Origin of the sequence: Pseudomonas sp. CFBP 8758, assembly GCF_014841725.1 — a bacterium.
Classification (GTDB): domain Bacteria; phylum Pseudomonadota; class Gammaproteobacteria; order Pseudomonadales; family Pseudomonadaceae; genus Aquipseudomonas; species Aquipseudomonas baltica.
Map to the genome: position 1 here is coordinate 289,224 of NZ_JACYUK010000005.1, position 25,001 is coordinate 314,224.

Consider the following 25,001-nt stretch of genomic DNA (forward strand, 5'->3'; position numbering starts at 1 on the left):
AGACGCACGTGCTCAGATACCGTATTGCGCACGGTAGGCTTCGACCGCCGGCAGATGCTGCTTGAGCTGCGCATCGTCGGCGAGAAATTCCAGCACCTGGTTCAGCGAAACGATACTGACCACCGGCACGGCGAAGTCACGCTCCACCTCCTGGATGGCCGACAGCTCGCCGTTGCCACGCTCCTGGCGATTCAGGGCGATCATGACTCCAGCAGCAGTGGCACCCTGCTGCTGGATGATCTGCATCACTTCACGGATGGCCGTACCGGCGGTGATCACGTCGTCGATGATCAGCACGTTGCCGGCCAACGGCGAGCCGACCAGGCTGCCACCTTCACCGTGCGCCTTGGCTTCCTTGCGATTGAAGCACCAGGGCACGTCCAGCTGGTGCCTTTCGGCAAGTTGCACGGAAGTGGCGGCCGCCAGGGGAATACCCTTGTAGGCAGGGCCGAACAACACGTCGAAGGCAATGCCGCTGTCAACGATGGCTGCGGCATAATAGCGCGCCAGTTCGGCCAGTGCGGCGCCGGTATTGAACAGGCCGGCATTGAAGAAATAAGGGCTGGTACGCCCTGATTTCAGGGTGAATTCGCCGAAACGCAGAACGCCTCGATCAATGGCAAAACGAATGAAGTCGCGCTGATAGGCCTGCATCGAAAAAGTCCCGGATACCACGGATTTAGCTAATTAGGTAGAGCTCGGGTATCATACACGCACAAGATTTTTGGGGCCATGTATGCGGATCATCAGTGTGAACGTCAATGGTATTCAGGCGGCAGTCGAGCGCGGGTTGCTCAGTTGGCTGCAGGCCCAGAATGCCGACGTCATCTGCTTGCAGGACACCCGTGCTTCCGCCTTTGAACTGGACGATGCCGCCTTCCAACTGGACGGCTACTTCCTTTATGCATGCGATGCCGAAGTGCCCGCCCAAGGCGGCGTGGCGCTGTACTCGCGGTTGCAACCCAAGGCGGTCATCAGTGGGCTGGGTTTCGAGACAGCCGACCGCTACGGGCGTTATCTGCAGGCAGATTTCGACAAGCTCAGTATTGCCACCCTGCTGTTGCCTTCGGGCATGAACGGCGATGAAGACTTGAACCAGAAGTTCAAGCTCATGGACGACTTCGGCAAGTACCTGGACAAGCAACGGCGCAAGCGTCGCGAATACATCTACTGTGGCTCGCTGTATGTAGCGCAACAGAAACTCGACATCAAGAACTGGCGCGACAGCCAGCAGTCGCCGGGCTTCCTGGCACCCGAGCGCGCCTGGATGGACGAAATCGTCGGCAACATGGGTTACGTCGACGCACTGCGCGAAGTCAGCCGCGAAGGCGACCAGTACAGCTGGTGGCCCGACAACGAACAGGCCGAGATGCTCAACCTGGGCTGGCGCTTCGACTACCAGCTGCTCACACCTGGCCTGCGACGTTTCGTGCGCAGCGCGCGCCTGCCGCGCCAGCCGCGTTTTTCCCAGCATGCGCCACTGATCGTGGACTACGACTGGACCCTGACGATCTGATCGCCAGGCACAAAAAAGCCGACCCTTCGAGGTCGGCTTTTTTGTTTGCTTCTTGCAGAGCTTGAAACACCACAAAAGGCCCTCTTCCACAAAAGGCCCGTTGCTATGAAAAGCTCGCCCCTGGAGAGAGCCTGCCCCCCCCCACAGAGGTTTGCATCACTCGCCCAGGGCGACTTTCTGCAAGGCGAAGATTTCTTCCATGCCGTGCTGAGCCAGCGCCAGCATGGCGTTCAGCTCGGCGGGCTGGAACGGCGCGCCTTCGGCGGTGCCCTGCACTTCGATGAAACCACCGGTGCTGGTCATCACCACGTTGAGGTCGGTCTCGGCGGCGGAGTCTTCCAGGTAGTCCAGGTCCAGGACCGGCTCGCCCTGATACATGCCCACCGATACTGCAGCGATCATCTGCTTGAGCGGATCGCCGCCTTTCAGGCCGCCGCGCTTCTTGACCATTTTCAAGGCATCGACCAACGCCACCATGGCACCGGTAATGGACGCGGTACGGGTACCGCCATCAGCCTGGATCACATCGCAATCGACGTAGAGGGTGATGTCGCCCAGCTTGCTCATGTCGAGCGCTGCGCGCAGCGAACGGCCGATCAGGCGCTGGATTTCCAGGGTGCGACCGCCTTGCTTGCCACGGCTCGCCTCACGCTGGTTACGGTCGCCGGTGGCGCGTGGCAGCATGCCGTATTCGGCGGTTAGCCAGCCTTGGCCCTGGCCTTTGAGGAAGCGCGGAACGCCGTTTTCGACGCTGACGGTGCAGATCACCTTGGTGTCGCCGAACTCTACCAGCACCGACCCTTCGGCGTGCTTGGTGTAGTTGCGAGTGATGCGGATCGAGCGGAGCTGATCGGCGGCGCGACCACTTGGACGTTTCATCGGGATACCTGTACTGGACTCAAATCTGACGGGCATTATAGGGCGTCCGACCACGAATTGCCCGCGCGGGGTCTGAGCGGGACATTGCAGATGGCCTCTGCGCCGGCACAGGGCTCACCGCCCGCCCGCTGCCACAGTGTGTGCAATGCCATGCGGGGATGGACAAGGCAGCATTGGGAGCCAGCGCCAGGTTGCGCTACAATCCTGCGCCTCGATTCATCCTCCACCGCCTGCGAGGTTTCCCCCCATGGTGCACAGCATGACCGCCTTCGCCCGCTGCGAACGCGCCGCGGCCCAGGGCACCCTGAGCTGGGAGCTGCGCTCGGTCAATCACCGCTACCTGGAACCGCACCTGCGCCTGCCCGAGGCCCTGCGCGACCTCGAAGGCTCGGTGCGCGAAGCTCTGCGCCAGGGCCTCTCGCGCGGCAAGGTCGAATGCACCCTGCGCTACACCGAGGAAACCGGCGGCCAGCCCCTGCAGGTCGATCGTGAACGCGCCACCCAACTGATAGCCGCCGCCGAGACCATCGCCGGCTTGATCAAGCAGCCTGCGCCACTCAACCCGCTGGAAGTGCTGGCCTGGCCTGGCGTGCTGGTGGCCGATGCCAGCGATCCGCAGGCCTTGAGCACGGCGGCCAACGAATTGTTCGCTCAGGCGCTGGCCGAGCTGAAGCATGGCCGCGTGCGCGAAGGCGCCGAACTGGCCCGACTGATCAACGACCGGCTCGATGCCATGAGCAGCGAGGTCGCCACCTTGCGCAGCCTGGTACCGCAGATGCTCAGCACGCAACGGCAGAAGATCCTCGATCGCTGCGCCGACCTGCAGGTCGAACTCGATCCGCAGCGCCTGGAGCAGGAAATGGTCCTGTTGGCGCAGAAAAGCGACGTGGCCGAAGAGCTCGATCGCCTCGCCACCCACGTTACCGAAGTGCGTCGCGTGCTCAAGGCCGGCGGCGCCGCCGGCCGACGCCTGGATTTCCTCATGCAGGAACTCAACCGCGAAGCCAACACCCTGGGCTCCAAAGCCTTCGACCCACGTAGTACGCAGGCTGCCGTCAACCTCAAGGTGTTGATCGAGCAGATGCGTGAACAAGTGCAGAACATTGAGTAAGGCCAACCCTTCATGAACCACAGCACCGGCACCCTGTACATCGTTTCGGCCCCTTCGGGCGCTGGCAAGACCAGCCTGGTCAAGGCCCTGATCGACGCCCAGCCGTCCATTCGCGTCTCGGTCTCGCATACCACCCGCGCCATGCGGCCAGGCGAAGCCTGCGGCGTGAACTACCACTTCGTCGACCGCGAAACCTTCATAGACATGATCGGCCATGGCGATTTCCTGGAGCAGGCCGAAGTGTTCGGCAACCTCTACGGCACGTCCCAGAGCCACCTGCAGCAGACGCTCGACGAAGGCCACGACCTGATCCTGGAAATCGACTGGCAAGGCGCCGAGCAGGTGCGTCGGCTGATGCCAGGGGCGCGCTCGATCTTCATTCTGCCGCCTTCGCAACTGGCGCTGCGCCAGCGCCTGACCAACCGCGGCACCGACAGCGACGAGATCATCGAGACGCGCATGCGCGAAGCGGTCAGCGAGATGAGCCACTATGTGGAATACGATTACCTGATCATCAACGACGACTTCGCCTCGGCCCTGGAAGACCTGAAAGCGGTGTTTCGCGCCAACCGCCTCCAGCAGCAGGCGCAGCAGCAAAGGCACGGCAATTTGCTGGCCGAGCTGCTTGCCTGAAAACAAAGCTTCCCTAAACGCTGGTGATTTTTTAAACTGTCTAGTCCGCTCGCCCATCCGGGCTGCGCGCATAATCGCATTTGCTACGAGGAAGACCATGGCCCGCGTAACCGTTGAAGACTGCCTAGAACACGTGGATAACCGTTTCGAGCTGGTCATGCTCTCCACCAAGCGCGCTCGCCAACTGGCGACCGGCGGCAAAGAGCCGAAAGTGGCGTGGGAAAATGACAAGCCTACCGTGGTAGCCCTGCGTGAAATCGCCGAAGGCCTGATCGACTATGCTGCTATCGCTGAAGCTGAAATCGTTGAAGACGAGCCCCTCTTCGCAGCGTTCGAAGACGAGGCCAACGAGGCCGTCTGAGTCCATGCCCGGTCGACGCTGTACGGCGCGAGGTTCTATCCCACATCGGCAGGAGGTTTTCCCTTGCCGAGCATAGACGCCCTCGCCGATCGCCTGTCGACCTACCTCGGCAAGGAACAGGTCAACCTGGTCCGCCGAGCGTACTTCTACGCCGAACAAGCCCACGACGGCCAACGCCGTCGCAGCGGTGAAGCCTACGTCACGCATCCGCTGGCGGTGGCAGGCATTCTCGCCGACATGCACATGGACCATCAGAGCCTGATGGCGGCCATGCTGCACGATGTGATCGAAGACACCGGTATCGCCAAGGAAGCACTCAGTGCCCAGTTCGGCGAAACCGTGGCCGATCTGGTCGACGGGGTCAGCAAGCTGACCCAGATGAACTTCGAGACCAAGGCCGAGGCCCAGGCGGAAAACTTCCAGAAAATGGCCATGGCCATGGCCCGGGATATCCGCGTCATCCTGGTCAAGTTGGCCGACCGCCTGCACAACATGCGCACCCTCGAGGTGCTGTCCGGCGAAAAGCGCCGGCGCATCGCCAAGGAAACCCTGGAGATCTACGCGCCCATCGCCAACCGCCTGGGCATGCACAACGTGCGCGTCGAATTCGAGGACCTGGGCTTCAAGGCCATGTACCCGATGCGCTCGGCGCGTATCTACCAGGCCGTCAAGCGCGCCCGGGGCAATCGCAAGGAACTGGTCAACAAGATCGAGCAGTCCCTGGCCCATTGCCTGTCGGTGGATGGCATCGAGGGCGATGTCAGCGGGCGGCAGAAACACATCTATGGCATCTACAAGAAGATGCGCGGCAAGCGTCGTGCCTTCAACGAGATCATGGATGTGTATGCGTTCCGCATCGTGGTCGACAAGGTCGACACCTGCTACCGCGTGCTGGGCGCCGTGCACAACCTGTACAAGCCGCTGCCGGGTCGCTTCAAGGACTACATCGCGATCCCCAAGGCCAATGGCTACCAGTCGCTGCACACCACCCTGTTCGGCATGCACGGCGTGCCCATCGAGATCCAGATCCGCACCCGTGAAATGGAAGAGATGGCCAACAACGGCATCGCTGCCCATTGGCTGTACAAGTCCAGCGACGACGAACAGCCCAAGGGCACCCATGCCCGTGCCCGCCAGTGGGTCAAGGGCGTGCTGGAAATGCAGCAACGTGCCGGCAACTCGCTGGAATTCATCGAGAGCGTGAAGATCGACCTGTTTCCGGACGAGGTCTACGTGTTCACCCCCAAGGGTCGCATCATGGAGCTGCCCAAAGGCTCCACCGCAGTGGACTTCGCCTATGCGGTGCACACCGACGTGGGCAACAGCTGCATTGCCTGCCGCATCAACCGACGCCTGGCTCCGCTCTCCGAGCCGCTGCAGAGCGGCTCGACGGTGGAAATCGTCAGCGCGCCCGGCGCCAGGCCCAACCCGGCCTGGCTCAACTTCGTGGTCACCGGCAAGGCCCGCACGCACATTCGCCACGCCCTGAAGCTGCAGCGCCGCTCCGAGTCGGTGAACCTGGGCGAACGCCTGCTCAACAAGGTGCTCAATGGTTTCGACAGCGCTCTGGACACGATCCCCGCCGAGCGCATTCAGGCGATGCTGGCCGAATACCGCCTGGAACTCATCGAAGACCTGCTCGAAGACATCGGCCTGGGCAACCGCATGGCCTATGTGGTGGCTCGACGCCTGCTGGCGACCGATGGCGGCGAGCAGCTGCCCAGCCCCGAGGGGCCGCTGGCCATCCGCGGCACCGAAGGCCTGGTGCTCAGCTATGCCAAGTGCTGCACGCCGATTCCCGGCGACCCGATCGTCGGTCACCTGTCGGCGGGCAAGGGCATGGTGGTCCACCTGGAAAACTGCCGCAACATCAGCGAAATCCGCCACAATCCGGAGAAGTGCATCCAGCTGGGCTGGGCCAAGGACGTCACGGGCGAGTTCAATGTCGAACTGCGCGTGGAGCTCGAACACCAGCGCGGCCTGATCGCGCTGCTGGCCAGCAGCGTCAACGCGGCCGATGGCAACATCGAGAAAATCAGCATGGACGAACGCGATGGCCGCATCAGCGTGGTCCAGCTGGTGGTCAGCGTGCACGACCGCGTGCACCTGGCTCGCGTGATCAAGAAACTGCGCGCCCTGGCAGGCGTCACCCGTCTCACGCGTGTGCGTGCGTGAGGCGCAGAACCTTCATTTCAAGGAGCTGTTCATGACCAAGACCGTAATCACCAGCGACAAGGCCCCGGCCGCCATCGGCCCCTATTCCCAAGCCATCAAGGCTGGCAATACCGTCTACATGTCCGGCCAGATCCCACTGGATCCCACTACCATGGAGCTGGTCGAAGGGTTCGAAGCCCAGACCGTGCAGGTCTTCGAGAACCTCAAGTCGGTGGCCGAGGCGGCCGGTGGTTCGTTCAAGGACATCGTCAAACTCAACATCTTCCTGACCGACCTGGGCCATTTCGCCACGGTCAACGAAGTGATGAGCCGCTATTTCCAGCAGCCCTATCCGGCCCGTGCCGCCATTGGCGTTGCCGCCCTGCCCAAAGGCGCGCAGGTTGAAATGGACGCTATCCTGGTCATCGAATAAGCCGCTTCGCGCGCTGCGGCCACTGGCTGCAGCGCCGTTCGCCAGCAAGGACTTCCTTCATGCGTCACGCGCTCGCCCTATCTCTGGCCGCCCTGTTCCTGGGCGGCTGCGCCAGCCACGAAAACGTGGACCCCAACGGCGTCTGGATCAATCAGAAAGCCATCGATGCCGCGGCCAAGGGCGCAAGCCTGCGCCAGGCGCTGCTGGCCAACGGCCCGACCCTGGAGTGGTCGATCGACACCGTGGCCGGCCAGGCCCGGTTCAGCAATGGCTTCGAAGAGGGCGAAGGCAAGCTGCTGCCCCAGGCCGACGGCCAGCTCAAGGTGGACTTCTACGGTAACGGCGAAGACACCCTGAAGGTCGACGGCGATACCCTGCAGCAGGCAGCGAGCGATAACAGCCCGGTGCAGACGTTCAGCAAGTCGGCGACGCCCGTGCGTGCGGACACGCCAGCGGGCGCCACGTTCGAACAGGCGCTGTATACCGCCTACATGGGCGGCGACTGGAAAGTGGTCGAAGGCCCGGGCAAGGGCGGCGTGGCGCATTTCCTTCCCGACGGCCGCATCGACGGGCTGGCCGGCCTGGATCGCTATGCGCTGTGCCTGGCGGGCGACTGCGCCGCCATGAGTGGCGAGTTCGACAGCATGTGGCTGGAACAGCAACAGCGCGGCAATGCGTTCATCTTTCGTCGCAACGGCAACCAACTGGAAATCCTGCAGGCGCTCAACCAGGCCCAGGATGACGAAATGCCCAACCTGGTGCCCGGCACCCGGCGCTGGTTGCTCAGCAAGTAACACCAGGCGAATGCACGATTATCGTTCCAGCAAGGCTGCGTAGCCCTCACGGTAGGTGGGGTACTGCGGCAGCCAGCCGAGCGCCTTGGCGCGCGCATTGCTGCAGCGCTTGGAACCGGTGCGGCGAATGCTCTGGGTCTGCGACCGATGGGTGACGCCAAGGTACGCCCGCAGCCAGTCCACGACCTCGTGCAGTGCTGCCGGGGCGTCGTCGACACCTATATAGCAATCGTCCAGCACCTCACCCCGAGCATCCGCTTGCAGCACGAACGCCAGCAGGCCGGCGGCATCGTCCGCGTGAATGCGGTTGCCATACAGCGGTGGCTGCGACGCGACCTGATACCCCTCGCGCACCTGAGCCGCCAACCGCTCACGGCCAGGACCATAGATGCCGGTCAAGCGCACAACGGTCGCCGGCACCGGGGCGTTCAGCGCCAGTTGCTCGGCCTTGCGCATCAGCTGCCCGGAAAATCCGCCTGGCGCTACCGGCGAGGTCTCATCGACCCACTCCCCTTCGCTCTGTCCGTACACGCTGCTGCTGGACACGAAGACTATTCGACTGGGTGTCTGCCGGTTCTCTGCCAACCAGGCCAGCACATGGCGCAGACCGTCGACATAGGCCGCCTGATAACCCGCCTCGTCATGCTGGGTGGCGGCCACGCAATACAGCAGGTAATCCAGGGGCTCCCGTGGCCAGGCGTCGGGGCATCGTGCCTGATGCAGGTCGGCGGCGACGCCGAGCACACCGGTGGGCAGCTGCTCGACCTGTCGCCGCAGGCCGTACACGCGCCAGTTCAGCGCCAACAGACGGCGGGCGACGCGACTGCCGATATCGCCGCAACCGGCTATCAATACAGTGGGTGAGGTCATGCGCAGGGCTCCTGAATGTCAGGCGTCGAGCCTACCTGCGCCGGGGCTTTGGCGGCCAGCGGAATTAAATAAGTTACATTATTACTTTTGCTAACAAGAATTACTTGCAATAATACTTCCCCAATCTGTTCTCGGCCTTTCGCGAGGCCTTGAAGAACGTTGACCCCTTTTTCTCTCTTCTCAGGTCCGGCCAGCATGATTCGCAAACACCCTTCCGCTTCGCCAAACCAGCCACGCGCATGGAGCGCCATTGCAGCGTTGCTGCTGGGCCTGGCCATCGCCCCGCTGTCATTCGCCGACGCCACCGCTCCGAACAATGCATCCAATACGGCGCCCGCCAGCACCGCAGCCGCGGCACCAGTACCCGCCGCACCGGCCAATACCGTGCCTGCTGCGGCTCCTGCGCAGGGATCCGAGCAACTGGCCCCGGCGCCGGCCGAGCAGGCGCTGGTCGAGGACACCACCCTGGGCATGGGCCACGACCTGTCGCCCTGGGGCATGTACCAGAACGCCGACATCGTGGTGAAGGCCGTAATGATCGGCCTGGCCATCGCCTCGATCATCACCTGGACCATCTGGATCGCCAAGGGCTTCGAGCTGTTGGGCGCCAAGCGTCGCCTCAAAGGTGAAATTGCCGCGCTGAAGAAGGCCGCCAACCTGAAGCAGGCAAGCGAGACTGCCACCCGCAAGGGCACGCTGGCCAACCTGCTGGTACACGACGCGCTCGAAGAAATGCACCTGTCGGCGAATGCGCGCGAGCGTGAAGGCATAAAGGAGCGCGTCAGCTTCCGTCTCGAGCGCCTGGTAGCTGCCTGCGGCCGCAACATGAGCATGGGCACCGGCGTGCTGGCCACCATCGGTTCCACCGCACCCTTCGTCGGCCTGTTCGGCACCGTATGGGGCATCATGAACAGCTTCATCGGCATCGCCAAGACCCAGACCACCAACCTGGCGGTGGTCGCACCCGGCATCGCCGAGGCCCTGCTGGCCACGGCACTGGGCCTGGTGGCGGCCATTCCCGCGGTGGTCATCTACAACGTTTTCGCCCGCTCCATCGCCGGCTATAAGGCGCAGGTATCGGACGCTTCGGCGCAGGTGCTGCTGCTGGTCAGCCGCGACCTGGACCACCAGCCAGGCGAGCGCGCAGCTCAGCCGCAGATGGTCAAGGTGGGCTGACCTATGGGCCTGCACCTGAACGAAGGCGGCGATGATCTCGCCGAGAACCATGAAATCAACGTGACGCCGTTCATCGACGTCATGCTGGTGCTGCTGATCATCTTCATGGTCGCCGCCCCCCTGGCGACTGTGGACATCAAGGTCGACCTGCCCGCGTCCACCGCCAAGCCGGCGCCGCGGCCCGAAAAACCGGTATTCCTGAGCGTCAAGGCCGATCAGAACCTGTACGTGGGCGATGACCGGATCGAGCGTGCGCAGCTGGGCCAGATTCTCGACGCCAAGACTCACGGCAACAAGGACACGACCATCTTCTTCCGGGCCGACAAGGGCGTGGATTACGGCGACCTGATGGAAGTGATGAACACCCTGCGCGGCGCGGGCTACCTGAAGGTAGGCCTGGTCGGACTCGAGACGGCAGCCAAGCAATGATCACGACGCGCCAGAAAACGACGCGTTATGGTGCCAGTCTGGCGGTAGTCCTCGGCGTGCACGCAGTTGCCGTGGTGATTGCCTTGAACTGGCCCGCGCCGCAGCCTATCGAGCTGCCGCCGCAGGCCATGATGGTGGAGATGGCGCCGCTGCCCGAGCCTGCGCCACCGCCGCCACCCCAGGTCGTCACACCCCCTCCGCCGCCCGAACCGGTGGTAGAGGATCCGTTGCCGAAGCTGGCCGAAGCGCCCAAGCCGACCATCTCCGTGCCCAAGCCGACGCCGCCCAAGCCCAAGCCCAAACCGCAGCCGCCCAAGGTCGAGAAGAAACCCGAACCGCCCAAGGAGCAACCGCCGGCCGAACAGACCGTCGACAGCCGCCCTGCTCCCCCGCAACCGGCCAAGCCGGCAGCGCCCGCGCCAAGTGTGCCATCCAACAGCAACGCGCTGCCCAGCTGGCAGAGCGACCTGCTGCGTCATCTGGCCAAGTACAAGAAGTACCCCGAAGACGCACGTCGTCGCGGCATGACCGGGGTCAACCGCTTGCGCTTCGTGGTGGACGCCGACGGCAAGGTGTTGTCTTACTCCCTGGCCGGCGGTTCAGGCAGTGCCGCACTGGATCGCGCGACCATGGAGATGATCCGTCGAGCGCAACCCTTGCCCAAGCCGCCGGCCGAGATTCTGGTTAACGGCAGCCTGGAAGTGGTCGCACCTTTCGTCTACTCGCTGGACAAGCGCTGAATCGCGGATATTGATGCGTTTCAGCACGGTTGATAACGTGCGTCTATCGGTTGCAGCCGCTATGCTGGGCTCGCAACTTCATGGACGCACGTTATGACCCTCACAGAATTGCGCTACATCGTTACCCTGGCCCAGGAACAACACTTCGGCCACGCTGCCGAACGCTGCCACGTCAGCCAGCCTACCCTGTCGGTAGGCGTCAAGAAGCTCGAGGACGAGCTCGGCGTGCTGATCTTCGAACGCAGCAAGAGCGCCGTGCGCCTGACCCCGGTGGGTGAAGGCATCGTCGCCCAGGCACAGAAGGTGCTCGAGCAGGCCCAAGGTATTCGCGAACTGGCCCAGGCTGGCAAGAACCAGCTGACGGCCCCGCTCAAGGTCGGCGCCATCTACACCGTCGGCCCGTACCTGTTCCCGCACCTGATTCCGCAGCTGCACCGCGTTGCGCCGCAGATGCCGCTGTACATCGAGGAAAACTTCACTCACATCCTGCGCGACAAGCTGCGCAACGGTGAGCTGGACGCGGTGATCATCGCGCTGCCGTTCAACGAAGCCGATGTACTGACCCTGCCGCTCTATGACGAGCCGTTCTACGTGCTGATGCCTGCCGACCACCCATGGACGCGCAAGGAAACCATCGACTCGGGCCTGCTCAACGACAAGAGCCTGTTGCTGCTGGGTGAAGGCCACTGCTTCCGCGACCAGGTACTGGAAGCCTGCCCCACCCTGACCAAGGGTTCGGAGGGTGCCAAGCACACCACCGTCGAGTCCAGTTCGCTGGAAACCATTCGGCACATGGTCGCGTCGGGCCTGGGTGTTTCGATCCTGCCGCTCTCGGCAGTCGACAGCCATCACTACGCCCCCGGCATCATCGAAGTCCGCCCACTGACCCCGCCGACGCCGTTCCGCACCGTGGCCATCGCCTGGCGCGCCAGCTTCCCGCGGCCCAAGGCGATCGAGATCCTCGCCGACTCGATCCGTCTGTGTTCGGTGGCCAAACCGGTGGGCCGCGACGCGCCATGACCGAGCTGGCTCAGGTAGCGGTCACCGCGCTCAAGGGCGTGGGCGAGGCCATGGCGGAAAAACTCGCCAAGGTCGGTCTTGAAAACCTGCAGGACGTGTTGTTCCACTTGCCCCTGCGCTATCAGGACCGTACCCGCGTGGTGCCGATCGGCGCCCTGCATCCCGGCCAGGATGCGGTCATCGAGGGGGTGGTCAGTGGCGCCGACGTGTCCATGGGCAAGCGACGCAGCCTGCTGGTACGCCTGGGCGATGGCAGCGGTTCGTTGAGCCTGCGCTTCTATCACTTCAGCAATGCCCAGAAGGAAGCGCTCAAGCGCGGCACGCACCTGCGTTGCTACGGCGAAGCGCGGCCCGGCGCTTCGGGGCTGGAGATCTACCACCCCGAATACCGCGTCCTGACCGGTGAAGAAGACATTCCGGTCGAACAGAACCTGACGCCAATCTACCCGACCACCGAAGGCCTGACCCAGCAGCGTCTGCGTCAGTTGTCCCAGCAGGCCCTCGACCTGCTGGGGCCGCGCAGCCTGCCCGACTGGTTGCCCCTGGAGTTGGCGCGCGAGCATCGACTGGCGCCGCTGGACGAAGCGATCCGCTACCTGCATCGTCCACCACCGGACGCCGATCTCGAGGAGCTTGCGGTCGGTCATCACTGGGCTCAGCACCGCTTGGCCTTCGAAGAGCTGCTGACCCATCAGCTTTCGCAGCAACGCCTGCGCGAAAGCCTGCGTGCCCAGCGTGCACCCGCCCTGCCCCTGGCCAAAGACCTGCCGGGGCGCTACCTGCACAACCTGGGTTTTGCACCGACCGGGGCGCAGCGTCGGGTCGGCGCGGAAATAGCCTACGACCTGAGTCAGCCGGAGCCGATGCTGCGCCTGGTGCAGGGCGACGTCGGCGCCGGCAAGACGGTGGTGGCTGCGCTGGCTGCGCTGCAGGCGCTGGAGGCGGGCTATCAGGTTGCCCTGATGGCGCCGACCGAGATTCTCGCCGAACAGCATTTCATCACCTTCCAGCGCTGGCTCGAACCGCTGGGCATCGAAGTCGCGTGGCTGGCCGGCAAGCTCAAGGGCAAGGCGCGGGTCAGTGCACTGGAGCGTATCGTCGGCGGCGCGCCCATGGTGGTGGGTACCCACGCGCTGTTTCAAGCCGAGGTGCAGTTCGCCCGCCTGGCCCTGGTGATCATCGATGAGCAGCATCGTTTCGGCGTGCAGCAACGTCTGGCGCTGCGGCAGAAAGGCGTGGGCGGCACCCTGTGCCCGCACCAGTTGATCATGACCGCCACGCCCATCCCGCGGACCCTGGCCATGAGCGCCTACGCCGACCTCGACACCTCGGTGCTCGACGAGCTGCCACCCGGGCGCACGCCCGTCAACACCGTGCTGGTGGCCGACAGTCGTCGCCCGGAAGTGGTGGAGCGGGTGCGCGCCGCCTGTGCCGAGGGCCGCCAGGCCTATTGGGTCTGCACCCTGATCGAGGAATCCGAAGAGCTGACCTGTCAGGCCGCGCAGAGTACCTTCGAAGAGCTGACCCTGGCCCTTGGCGAGCTGCGCGTCGGACTGATCCACGGGCGCATGAAGCCGGTCGAGAAGGCCGCGGTGATGGCGCTGTTCAAGGCCGGCGAACTGCAGCTGCTGATCGCTACCACGGTGATCGAAGTCGGGGTCGATGTACCCAACTCCAGCCTGATGATCATCGAGAACCCGGAACGTCTCGGGCTTGCCCAGCTTCACCAGTTGCGCGGTCGAGTCGGTCGCGGCAGTGCCGCCAGCCACTGCGTGCTGCTCTACCACCCGCCACTGTCGCAGATCGGTCGGGAACGGCTGGGCATCATGCGCGAGACCAATGACGGCTTCGTGATCGCCGAAAAGGACCTGCAGCTGCGGGGCCCTGGCGAGATGCTCGGCACCCGGCAGACCGGACTGCTGCAGTTCAAGGTCGCCGACCTGATGCGCGACGCCGACCTGCTGCCGGCCGTGCGCGACGCTGCTCAAGTGCTGATCGAACGCTGGCCCGGGCACGTCACGCCGCTGCTGGAACGCTGGCTGCGCCACGGGCAGCAATACGGTCAAGTCTGACGCGCGCCGGAAACTTGCGCGATAGAGGTCTCGGTTTCCCAGACAAGCTGAGTATACTGAGACGAATGTAGGACAATGGATGCAGACCATGAATGAATATGCGCTGGAAGCCGTCACTCCGCACGCCGCCTCGGTGATCCAGAAGATGCTCGACGATTTCGGCATCGCCTGGAGCCAGGTGGACGCACAGCACGTGACCGCTGCCGATGCCAGTCGTACGATCCAGGCCGTGCTGCTGGCCGATGCGATCGGCGCGCTCATGGTGCTGTTTCCGCAGAGCAAGCTGCTGGACCTCAGCCGCCTGGCCGAATTGACTGGGCGCAAGCTCACCGCGGTGCCCGAAGAGCGCCTGATGAAGATGCTGGGCAAGCACCAGCTGACCGTGCTCCCGGCCCTGCCGATCCTCACCAGTTCGCCGTGCCTGTACGATGAGCGCCTGATGCTCGAACCCACGCTGCTGATCAGTTCCGGGGAACCGGGTACATGGCTGGAGATCAGCGGCGACGATTTCCGCAAGATGCTCACCAAGGCCAGCTCGGGCGTGTTTGGCGAACCACTGGCCAATGTTCGCCCCAACCTTGATCGTCCCGACGACGACAGCCAGGAAATCGACCGCGCCGTGCAGAATTTCACTGCACGGCGAATCCAGCAGCGCCTGGAGTCGACCATCGAGATTCCACCGCTGGCGGCCACTGCGCAGAAAATCATCAAGCTGCGTGTCGACCCCAACGCGACCATCGACGACATCACCGGCGTGGTCGAAACCGACCCGGCGCTGGCCGCGCAAGTGGTCAGCTGGGCCGCTTCACCCTACTACGCGTCACCGGGCAAGATCCGTTCGGTGGAAGATGCCATCGTCCGCGTGCTGGGTTTCGACCTGGTCATCAACCTGGCGCTGGGCCTCGCCCTGGGCAAGACCATGAGCCTGCCCAAGGATCATCCTCAGCACGCCACGCCCTACTGGCACCAGTCCATCTACGTCGCAGCGGTGATCGAAGGCCTGACGCGTGCCATGCCTCGGGCCAGTCGTCCGGAGGCAGGCCTCACTTATCTGGCCGGTTTGCTGCACAACTTTGGCTACCTGCTGCTCGCCCACGTCTTTCCGCCGCATTTTTCCTTGATCTGTCGCCACCTGGAGGTCAATCCGCATCTGCAACATGACTTCGTCGAGCAGCACCTGCTGGGTGTCACCCGCGAGCAGATGGGTGCCTGGCTGATGCGCTATTGGGAAATGCCGGAAGAGCTGAGCACGGCGCTGCGCTTTCAGCATGACCCTGGCTACACCGGCGAGCACGCCGCCTACGCCAACCTGGTCTGCCTGGCCATCCGCTTGCTGCGCAGCCGCGGTATCGGCAGTGGCGAGCAACACATTCCGGACGCCCTGCTCGAACGCCTGGAGCTGAGCCGAGACAAGGCCGAAGATGTCGTGAGCAAGGTGCTGGAAGCCGAAGCGCTGTTGCGCGAGCTGACCCACCAGTTCGACTGACCGGTGCGCGGGTGCCTCAGCGCTTTTTCGGCCTGAGGTACTTCATCGCGCCCTGGAACCACACGACCAGTGCCGGATTGCCCTTGATCTGAATGTGCTTGTCCTGGATGCCTTGCATGAAGGCCAGCTGTTTATTGCTGGCCTGCAAGGTGTCGTAGCCGTATCCGGCATCCCTGAAGGCAATCGCGAAGGCCGGCTGCGCCACGCTGCCGCTGCGGCTGGTCACGCGTTGATCACGCACGGTGAAGTGCCGAGCGATCTTGCCGTCCTGTGTCTGCAGCTGGAACACCAGGTCCTTGTCCTTGAGTTGCTGGGCGAATGCCGGATTGTTGCGGCTGGCGCGGGCCATCATCAGGCCCATGGCCCAGAGCAGAAGGCGGAATTTCATGGCGAAGTCTCGGCACGGGAAAGTGCCGGCGAGTGTACCGGCAATGCCTTGGCCAAGGCAGCCCGGCTACGCCTGGGCACGATGTTTGGCAGGTATGCCGGCAGTGGCGGCGGCGCGTACGTCGCAGGCACCCGGCGAACCGGGTGCCATGGGACTGCGCTCAGCGGCGCGGCAGCAGACACCTCACTTGGTGGTGTTCACGCTGTCCTTGAGAGATTTCCCAGGCTTGAAGGCAACGGTATTGCTGGCCTTGATCTTCACCGGCTCGCCGGTCTGCGGATTCTTGCCGGTGCGGGCGCCGCGGTGACGCTGGATGAAGGTGCCGAAGCCCACCAGGGTGACACTGTCCTTGCGATGCAGTGCGCCGGTGATTTCTTCGAGTACGGCATTCAAGACGCGGTTGGCCTGTTCCTTGGTCAGGTCCGCTTTTTCAGCAATGGCATCTACGAGCTCTGGTTTACGCATGGTGAAGCCTCTCATTGACGGTTTTTGTTTTTATTGGCGGCTGCCTGGAGGACGGCGACGCCCAACTCGCCGCAGGCTCTACGCTGCGGCAGACGGAGTGAGAATGGCACGCTGCACGAGGGCGCGCCAGTGTCTGCCACGGGTTTGTTGCGGCCAGATGCCGGTTATTCCGACAGAACGGCGCCGATCCGCACGCCGGGCCTGCCTGTGGGTAGCAATCAGCCGATCTCGATCATTTCGAAATCCATCTTGCCCACGCCACAATCGGGGCAAAGCCAGTCTTCGGGCACGTCTTCCCAGCGGGTTCCGGGGATGATCCCGTCCTCGGGCCAGCCATCGGCTTCGTTGTAGATCAGGCCACAGACGATACATTGCCACTTCTTCATCATTTCCCCTTGGTATTCAGGCGGTCTGGCGGGCGCTCGATGGTGTGACGTTGTCGCCCGGCTCTCGCGGTTTGTACTGATCAACGCCGTGCGATGCAAGCTTCATCAGGCGCGGGCAGCCAATCGGCGTTGGCAAACATGATAAGCTCGGCGTCTTTCCGGCCGACCCGATCCACTAACGTGCCCCACTCAGGATACCCCTCCCCCGACTGGCAATGCCTGGCCGATGCCGAACCGCTGGTACACGACTGGCTGTTCGACCCAGGCTCCCTGACCCGCCGCTTGATCCAGCTCAGCGATGATCATTTCGGCGTCACCGTGCTGCTGCAGGACTGGCAGCCGCTGCGCGATGAAGAATGCCTGGCGCTGGGGGTGCCGCCGGCCAGCCAGGGCTGGGTGCGCGAGGTCTGCCTGCTCGGTCACGGCCAGCCGTGGGTGTTCGCCCGCAGCGTGGCGGCGCGCAGCGGCCTGCAGGCCAGCGACCTGGATCTGCAGGCGCTGGGCAACCGTTCGCTGGGCGAGCTGTTGTTCTGCGACCCGGCGTTCGTCCGCGGCCCCATCCAGACCTGCCGCTACCCGGCCCGGTGGCTGCCCGCGCAGCAGGCTGGCGAGGGCCTGTGGGCGCGGCGCTCGCGTTTCGACCGCGGCCCGCTGGCGGTGCTGGTTGCCGAAGTATTCCTGCCGCCGCTGTGGCAAGCCGTTCGTACCCAAGTGGAGAGCCGTTGATGTACCAGAGCCTGCTCAAGTCGCTGAACCGGCTGAACCCGCGCGCCTGGGATTTCGTCCAGCTCACGCGCATGGACAAGCCCATCGGCGTCTACCTGCTGCTCTGGCCGACGCTGTGGGCCTTGTGGATCGCCGGCGAAGGTCGGCCTTCGCTGGCCAACCTGGCGATTTTCGTTGCCGGCGTGGTGTTGATGCGTGCGGCCGGCTGCGTGATCAACGATTTCGCCGACCGCAAGGTCGACGGACACGTCAAACGTACCGAAGCGCGGCCACTGGTCAGCGGCAAGATCAGCAGCAAGGAAGCACTGGTGTTCTTTGCCGTACTGGTCAGCATCAGTTTCATTCTGGTGCTGTGCACCAACGCCCAGACCATCGGCCTGTCGGTCGGCGGTCTGGTATTGGCGGCGAGCTACCCGTTCATGAAGCGCTACACCTACTACCCACAGGTGGTGCTGGGCATGGCGTTCTCGTGGGGCATGCCGATGGCGTTCACCGCCGAAACCGGCGAGCTGCCAGCCGCCGCCTGGCTGCTGTGGATCGCCAACCTGCTGTGGACGGTGGCCTACGATACCTATTACGCCATGACCGACCGCGACGACGACCTGCGCATCGGGGTGAAGTCGACCGCCATCCTGTTCGGCGCTGCCGATCGGCTGATCATCGTCATTCTACAGGGGCTGGCGCTGGCCTGCCTGCTGCTGGCCGGCGCGCGGTTCGGCCTCGGCGGCTGGTTTCATGCAGGCCTGGCGGTAGCCGCCGTGTGCTTCGGCTGGCAGTGGTGGCACAGCCGCGAGCGCGAGCGGATGGCCTGCTTCAGGGCATTTCTGCACAACCACTGGGTGGGCCTGGCGATTTTCGTCGGTATCGTGCTCGACTATGCGTTGCGTTGAGGCGCGTTGCGTCGATGCCGTCCCTGGCAGCTGCAGCGTAGCGCGCGAAGCGGATCAGTCTTCTACAGGGCGCGCCACCTGCCAGGCATTCTCCTTCTTGCCATCGCCACTGGTTTCGCCAGGCTTCTTGTCGCCCTTGTAGGTGTACAACGGGCTGCCCATGTAGGCCCATTGCAGGCTGCCGTCGTCGCGGCTGAGCACGGTCCAGTCGCCATCGTCGCTGGCGCCCTTGTCGGCCATCAGCGGCGGCCAGTTCTTGGCGCAGTCGGCGTTGCACGTCGATTTGCCGTCTTCGTCCTCGGCGTAGGTATAGAGCGTCATGCCGCGACCATCGACGAATGCCTTGCCCGGTTCCAGGCGCGGATGATCGGCGGCCATCGCCATGCCGGACAGCGTCAGCGCCAGGGCGCCACACAGGGCCGTCCAGGCCGAAGTCGTGCGAGTCTTCATGAGTGCTTCTCGTCTTCAATGAATAGGGATTTACAGCTTAGTACAGTCTGACTAATTTGATACGCTCGAACACCTGTCACACGACTGCAATAATTGCGTTATCTAATGCGGCGCATGACAGGGTAATGACAAGAGGTTCGCACAATGGCTGGCAGGAGCATTCTCATCGTCGACGATGAGGCACCGATCCGCGAAATGATCGCCGTGGCCCTGGAAATGGCAGGCTACGACAGCCTCGAGGCGGAGAACGCGCAGCAGGCCCACGCGATCATCGTCGACCGCAAACCCGATCTCATCCTGCTCGACTGGATGCTGCCCGGCACCTCGGGCATCGAATTGGCCCGGCGCCTCAAGCGCGACGAGCTGACCGGCGATATCCCGATCATCATGCTCACCGCCAAGGGCGAGGAAGACAACAAGATCCAGGGCCTGGAAGTCGGTGCCGACGACTACATCACCAAGCCGTTCTCGCCGCGCGAACTGGTGGCCCGGCTCAAGGCCGTGCTGCGCCGCGCCGGCCCCAGCGATGGCGAATCGCCGATCGAAGTCGGCGGCCTGCTGCTCGACCCGATCAGCCATCGCGTCACCATCGACGGCAAGCCTGCCGAAATGGGCCCCACCGAATACCGCCTGCTGCAGTTCTTCATGACCCATCAGGAGCGTGCCTACACCCGCGGGCAGTTGCTCGACCAGGTCTGGGGTGGCAACGTCTATGTCGAAGAGCGCACCGTGGACGTGCATATCCGGCGCCTGCGCAAAGCCCTGGGTGACGCCTACGAAAATCTGGTACAAACCGTGCGCGGCACCGGTTACCGCTTCTCCACCAAGAACTGAACCGGCAGGCTTTCACAGCAAAGGATGCGCGATACGTGAAACAAGACTGGTATGCCACCCTGGTGCGTCACATGCTGCTGCTGGTGGCGGGGTGCCTGTTGGTCGGGATGCTCACTGGCCACTACGGCTGGTGCCTGGCAGCGGGGCTGGCGGTGTACCTGGCCTGGACCCTCAAGCAACTGTTGCGCCTGCACCGCTGGCTGCGCGAGCACCAGCCCGACCAACCGCCGCCCGACGGTTATGGCCTGTGGGGTGAAGTGTTCGACAGCATCTATCACATGCAGCGCCGCGATCAGCGCGCGCGCGGGCGGCTGCAGGCCGTGATCGACCGCGTGCAGGAGTCCACTGCGGCGCTGCGCGATGCGGTGATCATGCTCGACGCCGACGGCAACCTGGAATGGTGGAACCGCGCCGCCGAAACCCTGCTGGGGCTCAAGACCCCACAGGACAGCGGCCAACCGGTGACCAACCTGATACGCCATCCACGCTTCAAGGAATACTTTGCGCACGAGCAGTACGCCGAGCCTCTGGAAATCCCCTCGCCGGTCAACGACCGCCTGCGCGTGCAGTTTCTGATCACCCGCTACGGCAACAACGAACACCTGATGCTGGTGCGCGATGTGACCCGCATTCATCAGCTGGAGCAGATGCGCAAGGATTTCGTGGCCAACGTGTCCCACGAGCTGCGCACGCCGCTGACGGTGATCACCGGCTACCTGGAAACCCTCCTGGACAACGTCGAAAACGTCAATCCACGCTGGACCCGGGCCCTGCAGCAGATGGAGCAGCAAGGCGTGCGCATGCAGACCCTGCTCAACGATCTGCTGTTGCTGGCCAAACTGGAAGCCACCGACTACCCCTCGGACAACCTGCCGGTGGCGGTCACGCCTCTGCTGCAGAGCATCGTCAGCGACGCGCGGGCCTTGTCCGGGCCGCGTAACCAGACGATCAGCCTGGACATCGAAAACGATGTACTGCTCAAGGGCAGCGAAGCCGAGTTGCGCAGTGCGTTCTCCAACCTGGTGTTCAACGCGGTGAAATACACGCCGGAACAGGGGACCATCCGCGTGCGCTGCTGGGCCGATGCCCAGGGCGCCCATCTGCGGGTCCAGGATTCGGGAATCGGCATCGACGCCAAGCATCTGCCGCGCCTCACCGAACGCTTCTACCGAGTGGACTCGAGCCGGGCTTCCAACACCGGCGGTACCGGACTGGGCCTGGCCATCGTCAAGCACGTGCTGCTGCGCCATCGGGCCACGCTGGAGATCAGTAGCGTGCCGGGCCGTGGCAGCCTCTTCACCTGCCACTTCTCGGCGGTGCAGGTGGTGATTCGGTAACCGCGCAGGGCGCGATCCTGTCGCAGGCGCGGCCATTGGCCGCGAAGCAGGCGCTGCGGTGCAGGGGGGAGCGCGGCACGCCCTTCGCGGCCACGGACCGCTCCTACGGGAATCGTGGTGTTCCTGTAGGAGCGGTCATTGGCCGCGAAGCAGGCGCTACGGTGCAGGGGGGAGCGGCGCGCCCTTCGCGGCCACGGACCGATCCTACGGGAATCGTGGTGTTCCTGCAGGAGAGGCCATTGGCCGCGAAGCAGGCGCTGCAGTCTGTTGGGAGAACGCTGCATATGGCAGCCTTATCGGCGCACCCCACTAGGCAAGTGCCCGCCCAGCCGTTACATTGCCAAACACATTACCCGCGCCGGGTATCGCCTCACTTCCCTTCCAGCACACGGACACCGTAAAACGCCACCATGGACCCTTCCACAGGCATCTCCCTTTCGTCATTGTTCGCCGACTTCGGCATGATTCTTTTCGCTCTGTTCCTGGTATTGCTCAACGGCTTCTTCGTTGCCGCCGAGTTCGCCATGGTCAAACTGCGCTCGACGCGCGTGGAAGCCATCGCCAAGAAGCATGGATGGCGCGGCAGCATCCTGCGTACCGTGCACAGCCAGCTGGACGCCTACCTGTCCGCCTGCCAGTTGGGCATCACCCTGGCCTCGCTGGGCCTGGGCTGGGTCGGTGAACCGGCGTTCGCGCACATACTCGAACCCCTGCTGGGCGCAGTCGGCGTGCAGTCGCCGGAAGTGATCAAGGGCGTGTCGTTCTTCAGTGCCTTCTTCGTCATCTCCTACCTGCACATCGTGGTCGGCGAGCTGGCGCCCAAGTCCTGGGCAATCCGCAAGCCCGAGCTGCTGTCGATGTGGACGGCCGTGCCGCTGTATCTGTTCTACTGGGCGATGTACCCGGCCATCTACCTGCTCAACGCCAGCGCCAACGGCATTCTGCGCATCGCCGGCCAGGGCGAGCCCGGCCCGCACCACGAACATCACTACAGCCGCGACGAGCTCAAGCTGATCCTGCATTCGAGCCGTGGCCAGGACCCCAGTGACCAAGGCATGCGCGTGCTGGCGTCGGCAGTGGAGATGGGCGAGCTGGAAGTGGTCGACTGGGCCAACTCCCGCGAAGACCTGGTGAGCCTGGAATTCAACGCGCCGCTCAAGGAAATCCTGGCGATGTTTCGCCGGCATAAATTCAGCCGCTATCCGGTGTACGACACCGAGCGCGAAGAATTCGTCGGCCTGTTGCACATCAAGGACCTGCTGCTGGAGCTGGCCGCACTCGACCACCTGCCGGAGTCGTTCAACCTGGCCGAGCTGACCCGCCCGTTGGAGCGCGTATCGCGGCACATGCCGCTGTCGCGCCTGCTGGAGCAGTTCCGCAAGGGCGGCGCACACTTCGCCCTGGTGGAGGAAGCAGACGGCAAGATCATCGGTTATCTGACCATGGAAGACGTGCTGGAAGTCTTGGTCGGCGATATTCAGGACGAACATCGCAAGGCCGAGCGCGGCATCCTCGCCTATCAGCCCGGCAAGTTGCTGGTGCGTGGCGACACGCCGCTGTTCAAGGTCGAGCGGCTGTTGGGCGTGGACCTGGATCACATCGAGGCGGAAACCCTGGCAGGCTTGATCTACGAGACCCTCAAGCGGGTGCCCGAGGAAGAAGAGCTGCTGGAAGTCGAAGGGCTGCGCATCATCATCAAGAAGATGAAGGGGCCCAAGATCATCCTGGCCAAGGTGCTCAAGATCGAGTGATATGTGGCAGGTCGGTGCCAGCTGCGAGCAGGCCGGGCACTGTGCAGTGACCTTGCTGGCCTCTTCGCGGGTAGAACCCGCTCCCACATGGGTCAGTAGCACAAAGGTCTGCTCACGCAGGGGGTGGTTCCTGCGACGAGGCTACTGGCCGCCGACGGCAAAGTTGGGGAGCACGCCCAGTGGCCGGTCGAACTGGTAGGGGATCGATTCCAGCGCCAGGCCGACGTTGCGCTGCACCACGAAATGCAGGTGCGGGCCGGTGCTGTTGCCGGTGTTGCCCGAGCGCGCCAGCGCCGAACCGACACTGACCTGCTGACCCTCCCTGACGCTGACCGAACCGCGCATCAGGTGCAGATAGACGCCCATGGTGCCGTCCTCGTGGAGGATGCGCACGAAGTTGCCCGACGGGTTGTCACCGCGATTGTCCTGCTCGTTTTCCACCTTGATCACCGTGCCGCCGCGCGCCGCTATGATCGGCGTGCCTTCGGGCATGGCGATGTCCATGGCATAGCGCCCCTTGGCGCCGAAATGGCTGTATTTGCCATTCGGGCCCTGGGTCAGGCGGAAAGGTCCGCCGCGCCATGGGAACGGATAGCGATAACCATGCGCCTCGCCCTGCGGGTCACCGATCGAGGACACCAGCGTTTGCGCATAGCCCAACGGCTTGCCGGCCTGCTGGGCCGTGAGCACCACCAGGCTGACGCTGCTGCGCGCGGGCACCACCCGGCGGATGCTGCTGGGCGGCAGGCCTTGCACGTTGCGCAACTTGCTCAGCTTGAGCTCGACCTCGACGGGCGCGTAGAGATCGTTGCGCACCATGAAATTGGCGCTGCCCTTGCCTTTCTTCACCTCCAGACGAACCTGCCGGTCGATGCGCTCGACGATGCGCTCGCGCAGCACGAAGACCCGCGCGCCGGGCACGGGCCGGTCGGTATAGGAGGTGACGCCATCGGCATTGGTGAACTTGTAGACGGTCGCCGCCTGAGCCATGGGGGCGGCCGCGAGCAGGCCGCAGATCAGCAGGAGGCGATAGACCATGGGGGCGATGTCTGAAGGGGAACGAGCGCCAAGATTAGCAGGTATCGGCGCAGCGGCAATGTGCCATCTGTCAGGCGCCTGGCACGAAATGTTTCTGCACCGATCCACGGGCGATCAAGCGCGAAACGTAGTCGAGCTTCTGCGCATCCTGGTCGAGAAAACGGAACGTCAGCTGCAGCCAGTCGCTGTCGGGCTTGGGCTCGAAGGCGGCGACGGCGTGCAGGTAGCCGTTGAGACGAGCCACCTCGGCATTCTCGCCCTGCTCAAGGTCCAGGACGGCCAACTCCAGCACCTGGGGCAACACGGCTGCGCGGCGTACCACCAGCAACGCTTCCTTGAGGCTCAGGGCCTTGATCACGCACTGCTGGCTGCCACCCGGCAAGCGCAGTTGGCCCTGCCCGCGGCCCATGGGCGCTGAAGCTCGCGGGGGCGGCGGCGCTGCACCTGCCAACAGTGGGCTGGCAGGACGAGACGCCGGTGCTGCAGCCCGTGCAGGCTCGGCACGGCCCGAGGTCAACGCACTGAGTGAATCGTTGGCAAAGGCCGAAGCGGCCTGCTGGCGAGTCGGCGCCCCGGCGGCCAATGCCTGCAGCTTGCCGACCTTGGCCAGGGCCTTCTTGACCTTGGTCATCAGCTGTTCGTTGGTGAACGGCTTGCCGATGTAATCGGAAACGCCGGCCTGGATCGCCTGCACGACGTTTTCCTTGTCGCCTCGACTGGTCACCATGATGAAGGGCAAGGTCTTGCTGTTTTCCTGCTCGCGGGTCCAGGTCAGCAGTTCAAGGCCTGACATTTCCGGCATTTCCCAGTCGCACAGCACCATGTCGTAACTGTTGTGCATCATCAAGGACTGCGCCTTGCGTCCGTTGACTGCATCTTCGACGACGATGCCGGGAAAGGCATTGCGCAGGCATTTCTTCACCAGATCGCGGATGAACGGCGCGTCATCCACTACCAGTACACTGATCTTGCTCATCGACCGCTCCTGAAAACCGCGCAGGCATTACCGCTCGCCAAGGGCCACGTGCCACGTGGCGTGGCTGGCCACACGGCTGCCTCGCT

At 63.9% G+C, this 25,001-nt stretch carries 27 protein-coding genes; 18 read left to right on the forward strand and 9 right to left on the reverse strand.

Features of this window, described 5'->3' with window-relative positions; all coding sequences use genetic code 11:
- Nucleotides 1-12: 12 nt before the first annotated feature.
- On the reverse strand, nt 13-654 hold the full coding sequence (pyrE, locus tag IFT75_RS13110; RefSeq protein WP_122479964.1) for an orotate phosphoribosyltransferase: 642 nt from the start codon (nt 652-654) through the stop codon (nt 13-15).
- Nucleotides 655-736: 82 nt separating this feature from the next.
- On the opposite strand from pyrE, the gene IFT75_RS13115 reads away from it, so the two are divergent.
- On the forward strand, nt 737-1,516 hold the full coding sequence (locus tag IFT75_RS13115) for an exodeoxyribonuclease III (protein WP_043192186.1): 780 nt from the start codon (nt 737-739) through the stop codon (nt 1,514-1,516).
- Between the two features lie 156 nt (nt 1,517-1,672).
- Here IFT75_RS13115 and rph read toward each other — a convergent pair whose 3' ends face one another.
- Nucleotides 1,673-2,395 (reverse strand): ribonuclease PH, encoded by a 723-nt coding sequence (rph, locus tag IFT75_RS13120; protein ID WP_122479965.1) that lies wholly within the window; start codon nt 2,393-2,395, stop codon nt 1,673-1,675.
- A 247-nt stretch (nt 2,396-2,642) separates the two neighbouring features.
- Here rph and IFT75_RS13125 point away from each other — a divergent pair, with 247 nt between their 5' ends.
- The 6 genes from IFT75_RS13125 (at nt 2,643) to IFT75_RS13150 (ending at nt 7,881) form a co-directional block, all read left to right on the forward strand.
- The gene (locus IFT75_RS13125) at nt 2,643-3,506 is read left to right on the forward strand and encodes a YicC/YloC family endoribonuclease (protein WP_122479966.1); all 864 of its coding nucleotides are present in this window, start codon (nt 2,643-2,645) and stop codon (nt 3,504-3,506) included.
- 12 nt (nt 3,507-3,518) lie between these two features.
- Entirely contained in the window at nt 3,519-4,139 is a 621-nt protein-coding gene (gmk, locus tag IFT75_RS13130; protein WP_122479967.1) for a guanylate kinase, read from the forward strand.
- 97 nt (nt 4,140-4,236) lie between these two features.
- A complete protein-coding gene (gene rpoZ, locus IFT75_RS13135) occupies nt 4,237-4,500 on the forward strand; it encodes a DNA-directed RNA polymerase subunit omega (protein ID WP_043192179.1) in 264 nt (87 codons plus the stop codon).
- Nucleotides 4,501-4,563: 63 nt separating this feature from the next.
- On the forward strand, nt 4,564-6,675 hold the full coding sequence (spoT, locus tag IFT75_RS13140; RefSeq protein WP_122479968.1) for a bifunctional GTP diphosphokinase/guanosine-3',5'-bis pyrophosphate 3'-pyrophosphohydrolase: 2,112 nt from the start codon (nt 4,564-4,566) through the stop codon (nt 6,673-6,675).
- Between the two features lie 31 nt (nt 6,676-6,706).
- Nucleotides 6,707-7,087 (forward strand): RidA family protein, encoded by a 381-nt coding sequence (locus IFT75_RS13145; RefSeq protein ID WP_122716145.1) that lies wholly within the window; start codon nt 6,707-6,709, stop codon nt 7,085-7,087.
- Nucleotides 7,088-7,146: 59 nt separating this feature from the next.
- Nucleotides 7,147-7,881: a hypothetical protein gene (locus IFT75_RS13150; RefSeq protein ID WP_192055128.1), complete on the forward strand. Its 735-nt coding sequence runs from the start codon at nt 7,147-7,149 to the stop codon at nt 7,879-7,881.
- 18 nt (nt 7,882-7,899) lie between these two features.
- On the opposite strand, the gene IFT75_RS13155 is transcribed toward IFT75_RS13150, so the two are convergent.
- Nucleotides 7,900-8,751 (reverse strand): SDR family oxidoreductase, encoded by an 852-nt coding sequence (locus IFT75_RS13155; RefSeq protein ID WP_192055129.1) that lies wholly within the window; start codon nt 8,749-8,751, stop codon nt 7,900-7,902.
- Between the two features lie 195 nt (nt 8,752-8,946).
- On the opposite strand from IFT75_RS13155, the gene exbB reads away from it, so the two are divergent.
- The 6 genes from exbB (at nt 8,947) to IFT75_RS13185 (ending at nt 15,674) form a co-directional block, all read left to right on the forward strand.
- Nucleotides 8,947-9,927, forward strand: coding sequence for a tonB-system energizer ExbB (exbB, locus tag IFT75_RS13160; RefSeq protein ID WP_192055131.1), 981 nt, complete (start codon nt 8,947-8,949; stop codon nt 9,925-9,927).
- Between the two features lie 3 nt (nt 9,928-9,930).
- Entirely contained in the window at nt 9,931-10,356 is a 426-nt protein-coding gene (gene exbD, locus IFT75_RS13165) for a TonB system transport protein ExbD (RefSeq protein ID WP_122479972.1), read from the forward strand.
- A complete protein-coding gene (locus IFT75_RS13170) occupies nt 10,353-11,096 on the forward strand; it encodes an energy transducer TonB (protein WP_122479973.1) in 744 nt (247 codons plus the stop codon). The genes exbD and IFT75_RS13170 overlap by 4 nt, the downstream gene beginning before the upstream one ends.
- Before the next feature lie 93 nt (nt 11,097-11,189).
- Entirely contained in the window at nt 11,190-12,116 is a 927-nt protein-coding gene (locus IFT75_RS13175) for a hydrogen peroxide-inducible genes activator (RefSeq protein WP_122479974.1), read from the forward strand.
- The gene (gene recG, locus IFT75_RS13180; RefSeq protein WP_192055133.1) at nt 12,113-14,188 is read left to right on the forward strand and encodes an ATP-dependent DNA helicase RecG; all 2,076 of its coding nucleotides are present in this window, start codon (nt 12,113-12,115) and stop codon (nt 14,186-14,188) included. The genes IFT75_RS13175 and recG overlap by 4 nt, the downstream gene beginning before the upstream one ends.
- A gap of 88 nt (nt 14,189-14,276) precedes the next feature.
- Entirely contained in the window at nt 14,277-15,674 is a 1,398-nt protein-coding gene (locus IFT75_RS13185; RefSeq protein ID WP_192055135.1) for an aminoacyl-tRNA deacylase and HDOD domain-containing protein, read from the forward strand.
- Between the two features lie 16 nt (nt 15,675-15,690).
- Here the strand turns inward: IFT75_RS13185 and IFT75_RS13190 are convergent, their stop codons facing one another.
- The 3 genes from IFT75_RS13190 to IFT75_RS13200 all read right to left on the reverse strand — a co-directional run bounded on the left by IFT75_RS13190 (nt 15,691) and on the right by IFT75_RS13200 (nt 16,913).
- Nucleotides 15,691-16,062, reverse strand: coding sequence for a helicase (locus IFT75_RS13190; RefSeq protein ID WP_122479975.1), 372 nt, complete (start codon nt 16,060-16,062; stop codon nt 15,691-15,693).
- Between the two features lie 183 nt (nt 16,063-16,245).
- Nucleotides 16,246-16,527, reverse strand: a complete 282-nt coding sequence (locus IFT75_RS13195) for an HU family DNA-binding protein (RefSeq protein WP_122479976.1) — start codon at nt 16,525-16,527, stop codon at nt 16,246-16,248.
- A gap of 218 nt (nt 16,528-16,745) precedes the next feature.
- Entirely contained in the window at nt 16,746-16,913 is a 168-nt protein-coding gene (locus IFT75_RS13200) for a rubredoxin (RefSeq protein WP_122479977.1), read from the reverse strand.
- A gap of 180 nt (nt 16,914-17,093) precedes the next feature.
- On the opposite strand from IFT75_RS13200, the gene IFT75_RS13205 reads away from it, so the two are divergent.
- Entirely contained in the window at nt 17,094-17,639 is a 546-nt protein-coding gene (locus tag IFT75_RS13205; protein ID WP_446731069.1) for a chorismate--pyruvate lyase family protein, read from the forward strand.
- Complete coding sequence (gene ubiA, locus IFT75_RS13210) at nt 17,639-18,529, forward strand: 4-hydroxybenzoate octaprenyltransferase (RefSeq protein WP_122479979.1); 891 nt, start codon at nt 17,639-17,641, stop codon at nt 18,527-18,529. Before IFT75_RS13205 ends, ubiA begins: the two co-directional genes overlap by 1 nt.
- A 54-nt stretch (nt 18,530-18,583) precedes the next feature.
- Here ubiA and IFT75_RS13215 read toward each other — a convergent pair whose 3' ends face one another.
- Nucleotides 18,584-18,979 carry a COG4315 family predicted lipoprotein gene (locus IFT75_RS13215; RefSeq protein WP_122479980.1) on the reverse strand — a complete coding sequence of 132 codons (396 nt, stop codon included), beginning with the start codon at nt 18,977-18,979 and terminating at the stop codon, nt 18,584-18,586.
- A gap of 144 nt (nt 18,980-19,123) precedes the next feature.
- Between IFT75_RS13215 and phoB the strand changes: the two genes are divergently transcribed.
- The 3 genes from phoB (at nt 19,124) to IFT75_RS13230 (ending at nt 22,901) form a co-directional block, all read left to right on the forward strand.
- Nucleotides 19,124-19,813 carry a phosphate regulon transcriptional regulator PhoB gene (phoB, locus tag IFT75_RS13220; protein ID WP_192055139.1) on the forward strand — a complete coding sequence of 230 codons (690 nt, stop codon included), beginning with the start codon at nt 19,124-19,126 and terminating at the stop codon, nt 19,811-19,813.
- A gap of 35 nt (nt 19,814-19,848) precedes the next feature.
- A complete protein-coding gene (gene phoR / locus IFT75_RS13225; RefSeq protein ID WP_122479982.1) occupies nt 19,849-21,150 on the forward strand; it encodes a phosphate regulon sensor histidine kinase PhoR in 1,302 nt (433 codons plus the stop codon).
- A 410-nt stretch (nt 21,151-21,560) separates the two neighbouring features.
- Complete coding sequence (locus tag IFT75_RS13230; RefSeq protein ID WP_043192150.1) at nt 21,561-22,901, forward strand: hemolysin family protein; 1,341 nt, start codon at nt 21,561-21,563, stop codon at nt 22,899-22,901.
- A 141-nt stretch (nt 22,902-23,042) separates the two neighbouring features.
- Here the strand turns inward: IFT75_RS13230 and IFT75_RS13235 are convergent, their stop codons facing one another.
- Together IFT75_RS13235 and IFT75_RS13240 are read right to left on the reverse strand one after the other, a co-directional pair.
- Complete coding sequence (locus tag IFT75_RS13235) at nt 23,043-23,939, reverse strand: peptidoglycan DD-metalloendopeptidase family protein (RefSeq protein ID WP_185794657.1); 897 nt, start codon at nt 23,937-23,939, stop codon at nt 23,043-23,045.
- 70 nt (nt 23,940-24,009) lie between these two features.
- Complete coding sequence (locus IFT75_RS13240) at nt 24,010-24,915, reverse strand: response regulator (protein WP_122479984.1); 906 nt, start codon at nt 24,913-24,915, stop codon at nt 24,010-24,012.
- Nucleotides 24,916-25,001: the final 86 nt, after the last annotated feature.

What these genes read in the sequence shown, in the direction of transcription:
- pyrE (WP_122479964.1), bottom strand. Translation starts at nt 654, where the DNA reads ATGCAGGCCTATCAGCGCGACTTCATTCGTTTTGCCATTGATCGAGGC.
- IFT75_RS13115 (WP_043192186.1), top strand. Translation starts at nt 737, where the DNA reads ATGCGGATCATCAGTGTGAACGTCAATGGTATTCAGGCGGCAGTCGAG.
- rph (WP_122479965.1), bottom strand. Translation starts at nt 2,395, where the DNA reads ATGAAACGTCCAAGTGGTCGCGCCGCCGATCAGCTCCGCTCGATCCGC.
- IFT75_RS13125 (WP_122479966.1), top strand. Translation starts at nt 2,643, where the DNA reads ATGGTGCACAGCATGACCGCCTTCGCCCGCTGCGAACGCGCCGCGGCC.
- gmk (WP_122479967.1), top strand. Translation starts at nt 3,519, where the DNA reads ATGAACCACAGCACCGGCACCCTGTACATCGTTTCGGCCCCTTCGGGC.
- rpoZ (WP_043192179.1), top strand. Translation starts at nt 4,237, where the DNA reads ATGGCCCGCGTAACCGTTGAAGACTGCCTAGAACACGTGGATAACCGT.
- IFT75_RS13145 (WP_122716145.1), top strand. Translation starts at nt 6,707, where the DNA reads ATGACCAAGACCGTAATCACCAGCGACAAGGCCCCGGCCGCCATCGGC.
- IFT75_RS13150 (WP_192055128.1), top strand. Translation starts at nt 7,147, where the DNA reads ATGCGTCACGCGCTCGCCCTATCTCTGGCCGCCCTGTTCCTGGGCGGC.
- IFT75_RS13155 (WP_192055129.1), bottom strand. Translation starts at nt 8,751, where the DNA reads ATGACCTCACCCACTGTATTGATAGCCGGTTGCGGCGATATCGGCAGT.
- exbB (WP_192055131.1), top strand. Translation starts at nt 8,947, where the DNA reads ATGATTCGCAAACACCCTTCCGCTTCGCCAAACCAGCCACGCGCATGG.
- exbD (WP_122479972.1), top strand. Translation starts at nt 9,931, where the DNA reads ATGGGCCTGCACCTGAACGAAGGCGGCGATGATCTCGCCGAGAACCAT.
- IFT75_RS13170 (WP_122479973.1), top strand. Translation starts at nt 10,353, where the DNA reads ATGATCACGACGCGCCAGAAAACGACGCGTTATGGTGCCAGTCTGGCG.
- IFT75_RS13175 (WP_122479974.1), top strand. Translation starts at nt 11,190, where the DNA reads ATGACCCTCACAGAATTGCGCTACATCGTTACCCTGGCCCAGGAACAA.
- recG (WP_192055133.1), top strand. Translation starts at nt 12,113, where the DNA reads ATGACCGAGCTGGCTCAGGTAGCGGTCACCGCGCTCAAGGGCGTGGGC.
- IFT75_RS13185 (WP_192055135.1), top strand. Translation starts at nt 14,277, where the DNA reads ATGAATGAATATGCGCTGGAAGCCGTCACTCCGCACGCCGCCTCGGTG.
- IFT75_RS13190 (WP_122479975.1), bottom strand. Translation starts at nt 16,062, where the DNA reads ATGAAATTCCGCCTTCTGCTCTGGGCCATGGGCCTGATGATGGCCCGC.
- IFT75_RS13195 (WP_122479976.1), bottom strand. Translation starts at nt 16,527, where the DNA reads ATGCGTAAACCAGAGCTCGTAGATGCCATTGCTGAAAAAGCGGACCTG.
- IFT75_RS13200 (WP_122479977.1), bottom strand. Translation starts at nt 16,913, where the DNA reads ATGAAGAAGTGGCAATGTATCGTCTGTGGCCTGATCTACAACGAAGCC.
- ubiA (WP_122479979.1), top strand. Translation starts at nt 17,639, where the DNA reads ATGTACCAGAGCCTGCTCAAGTCGCTGAACCGGCTGAACCCGCGCGCC.
- IFT75_RS13215 (WP_122479980.1), bottom strand. Translation starts at nt 18,979, where the DNA reads ATGAAGACTCGCACGACTTCGGCCTGGACGGCCCTGTGTGGCGCCCTG.
- phoB (WP_192055139.1), top strand. Translation starts at nt 19,124, where the DNA reads ATGGCTGGCAGGAGCATTCTCATCGTCGACGATGAGGCACCGATCCGC.
- IFT75_RS13230 (WP_043192150.1), top strand. Translation starts at nt 21,561, where the DNA reads ATGGACCCTTCCACAGGCATCTCCCTTTCGTCATTGTTCGCCGACTTC.
- IFT75_RS13235 (WP_185794657.1), bottom strand. Translation starts at nt 23,939, where the DNA reads ATGGTCTATCGCCTCCTGCTGATCTGCGGCCTGCTCGCGGCCGCCCCC.
- IFT75_RS13240 (WP_122479984.1), bottom strand. Translation starts at nt 24,915, where the DNA reads ATGAGCAAGATCAGTGTACTGGTAGTGGATGACGCGCCGTTCATCCGC.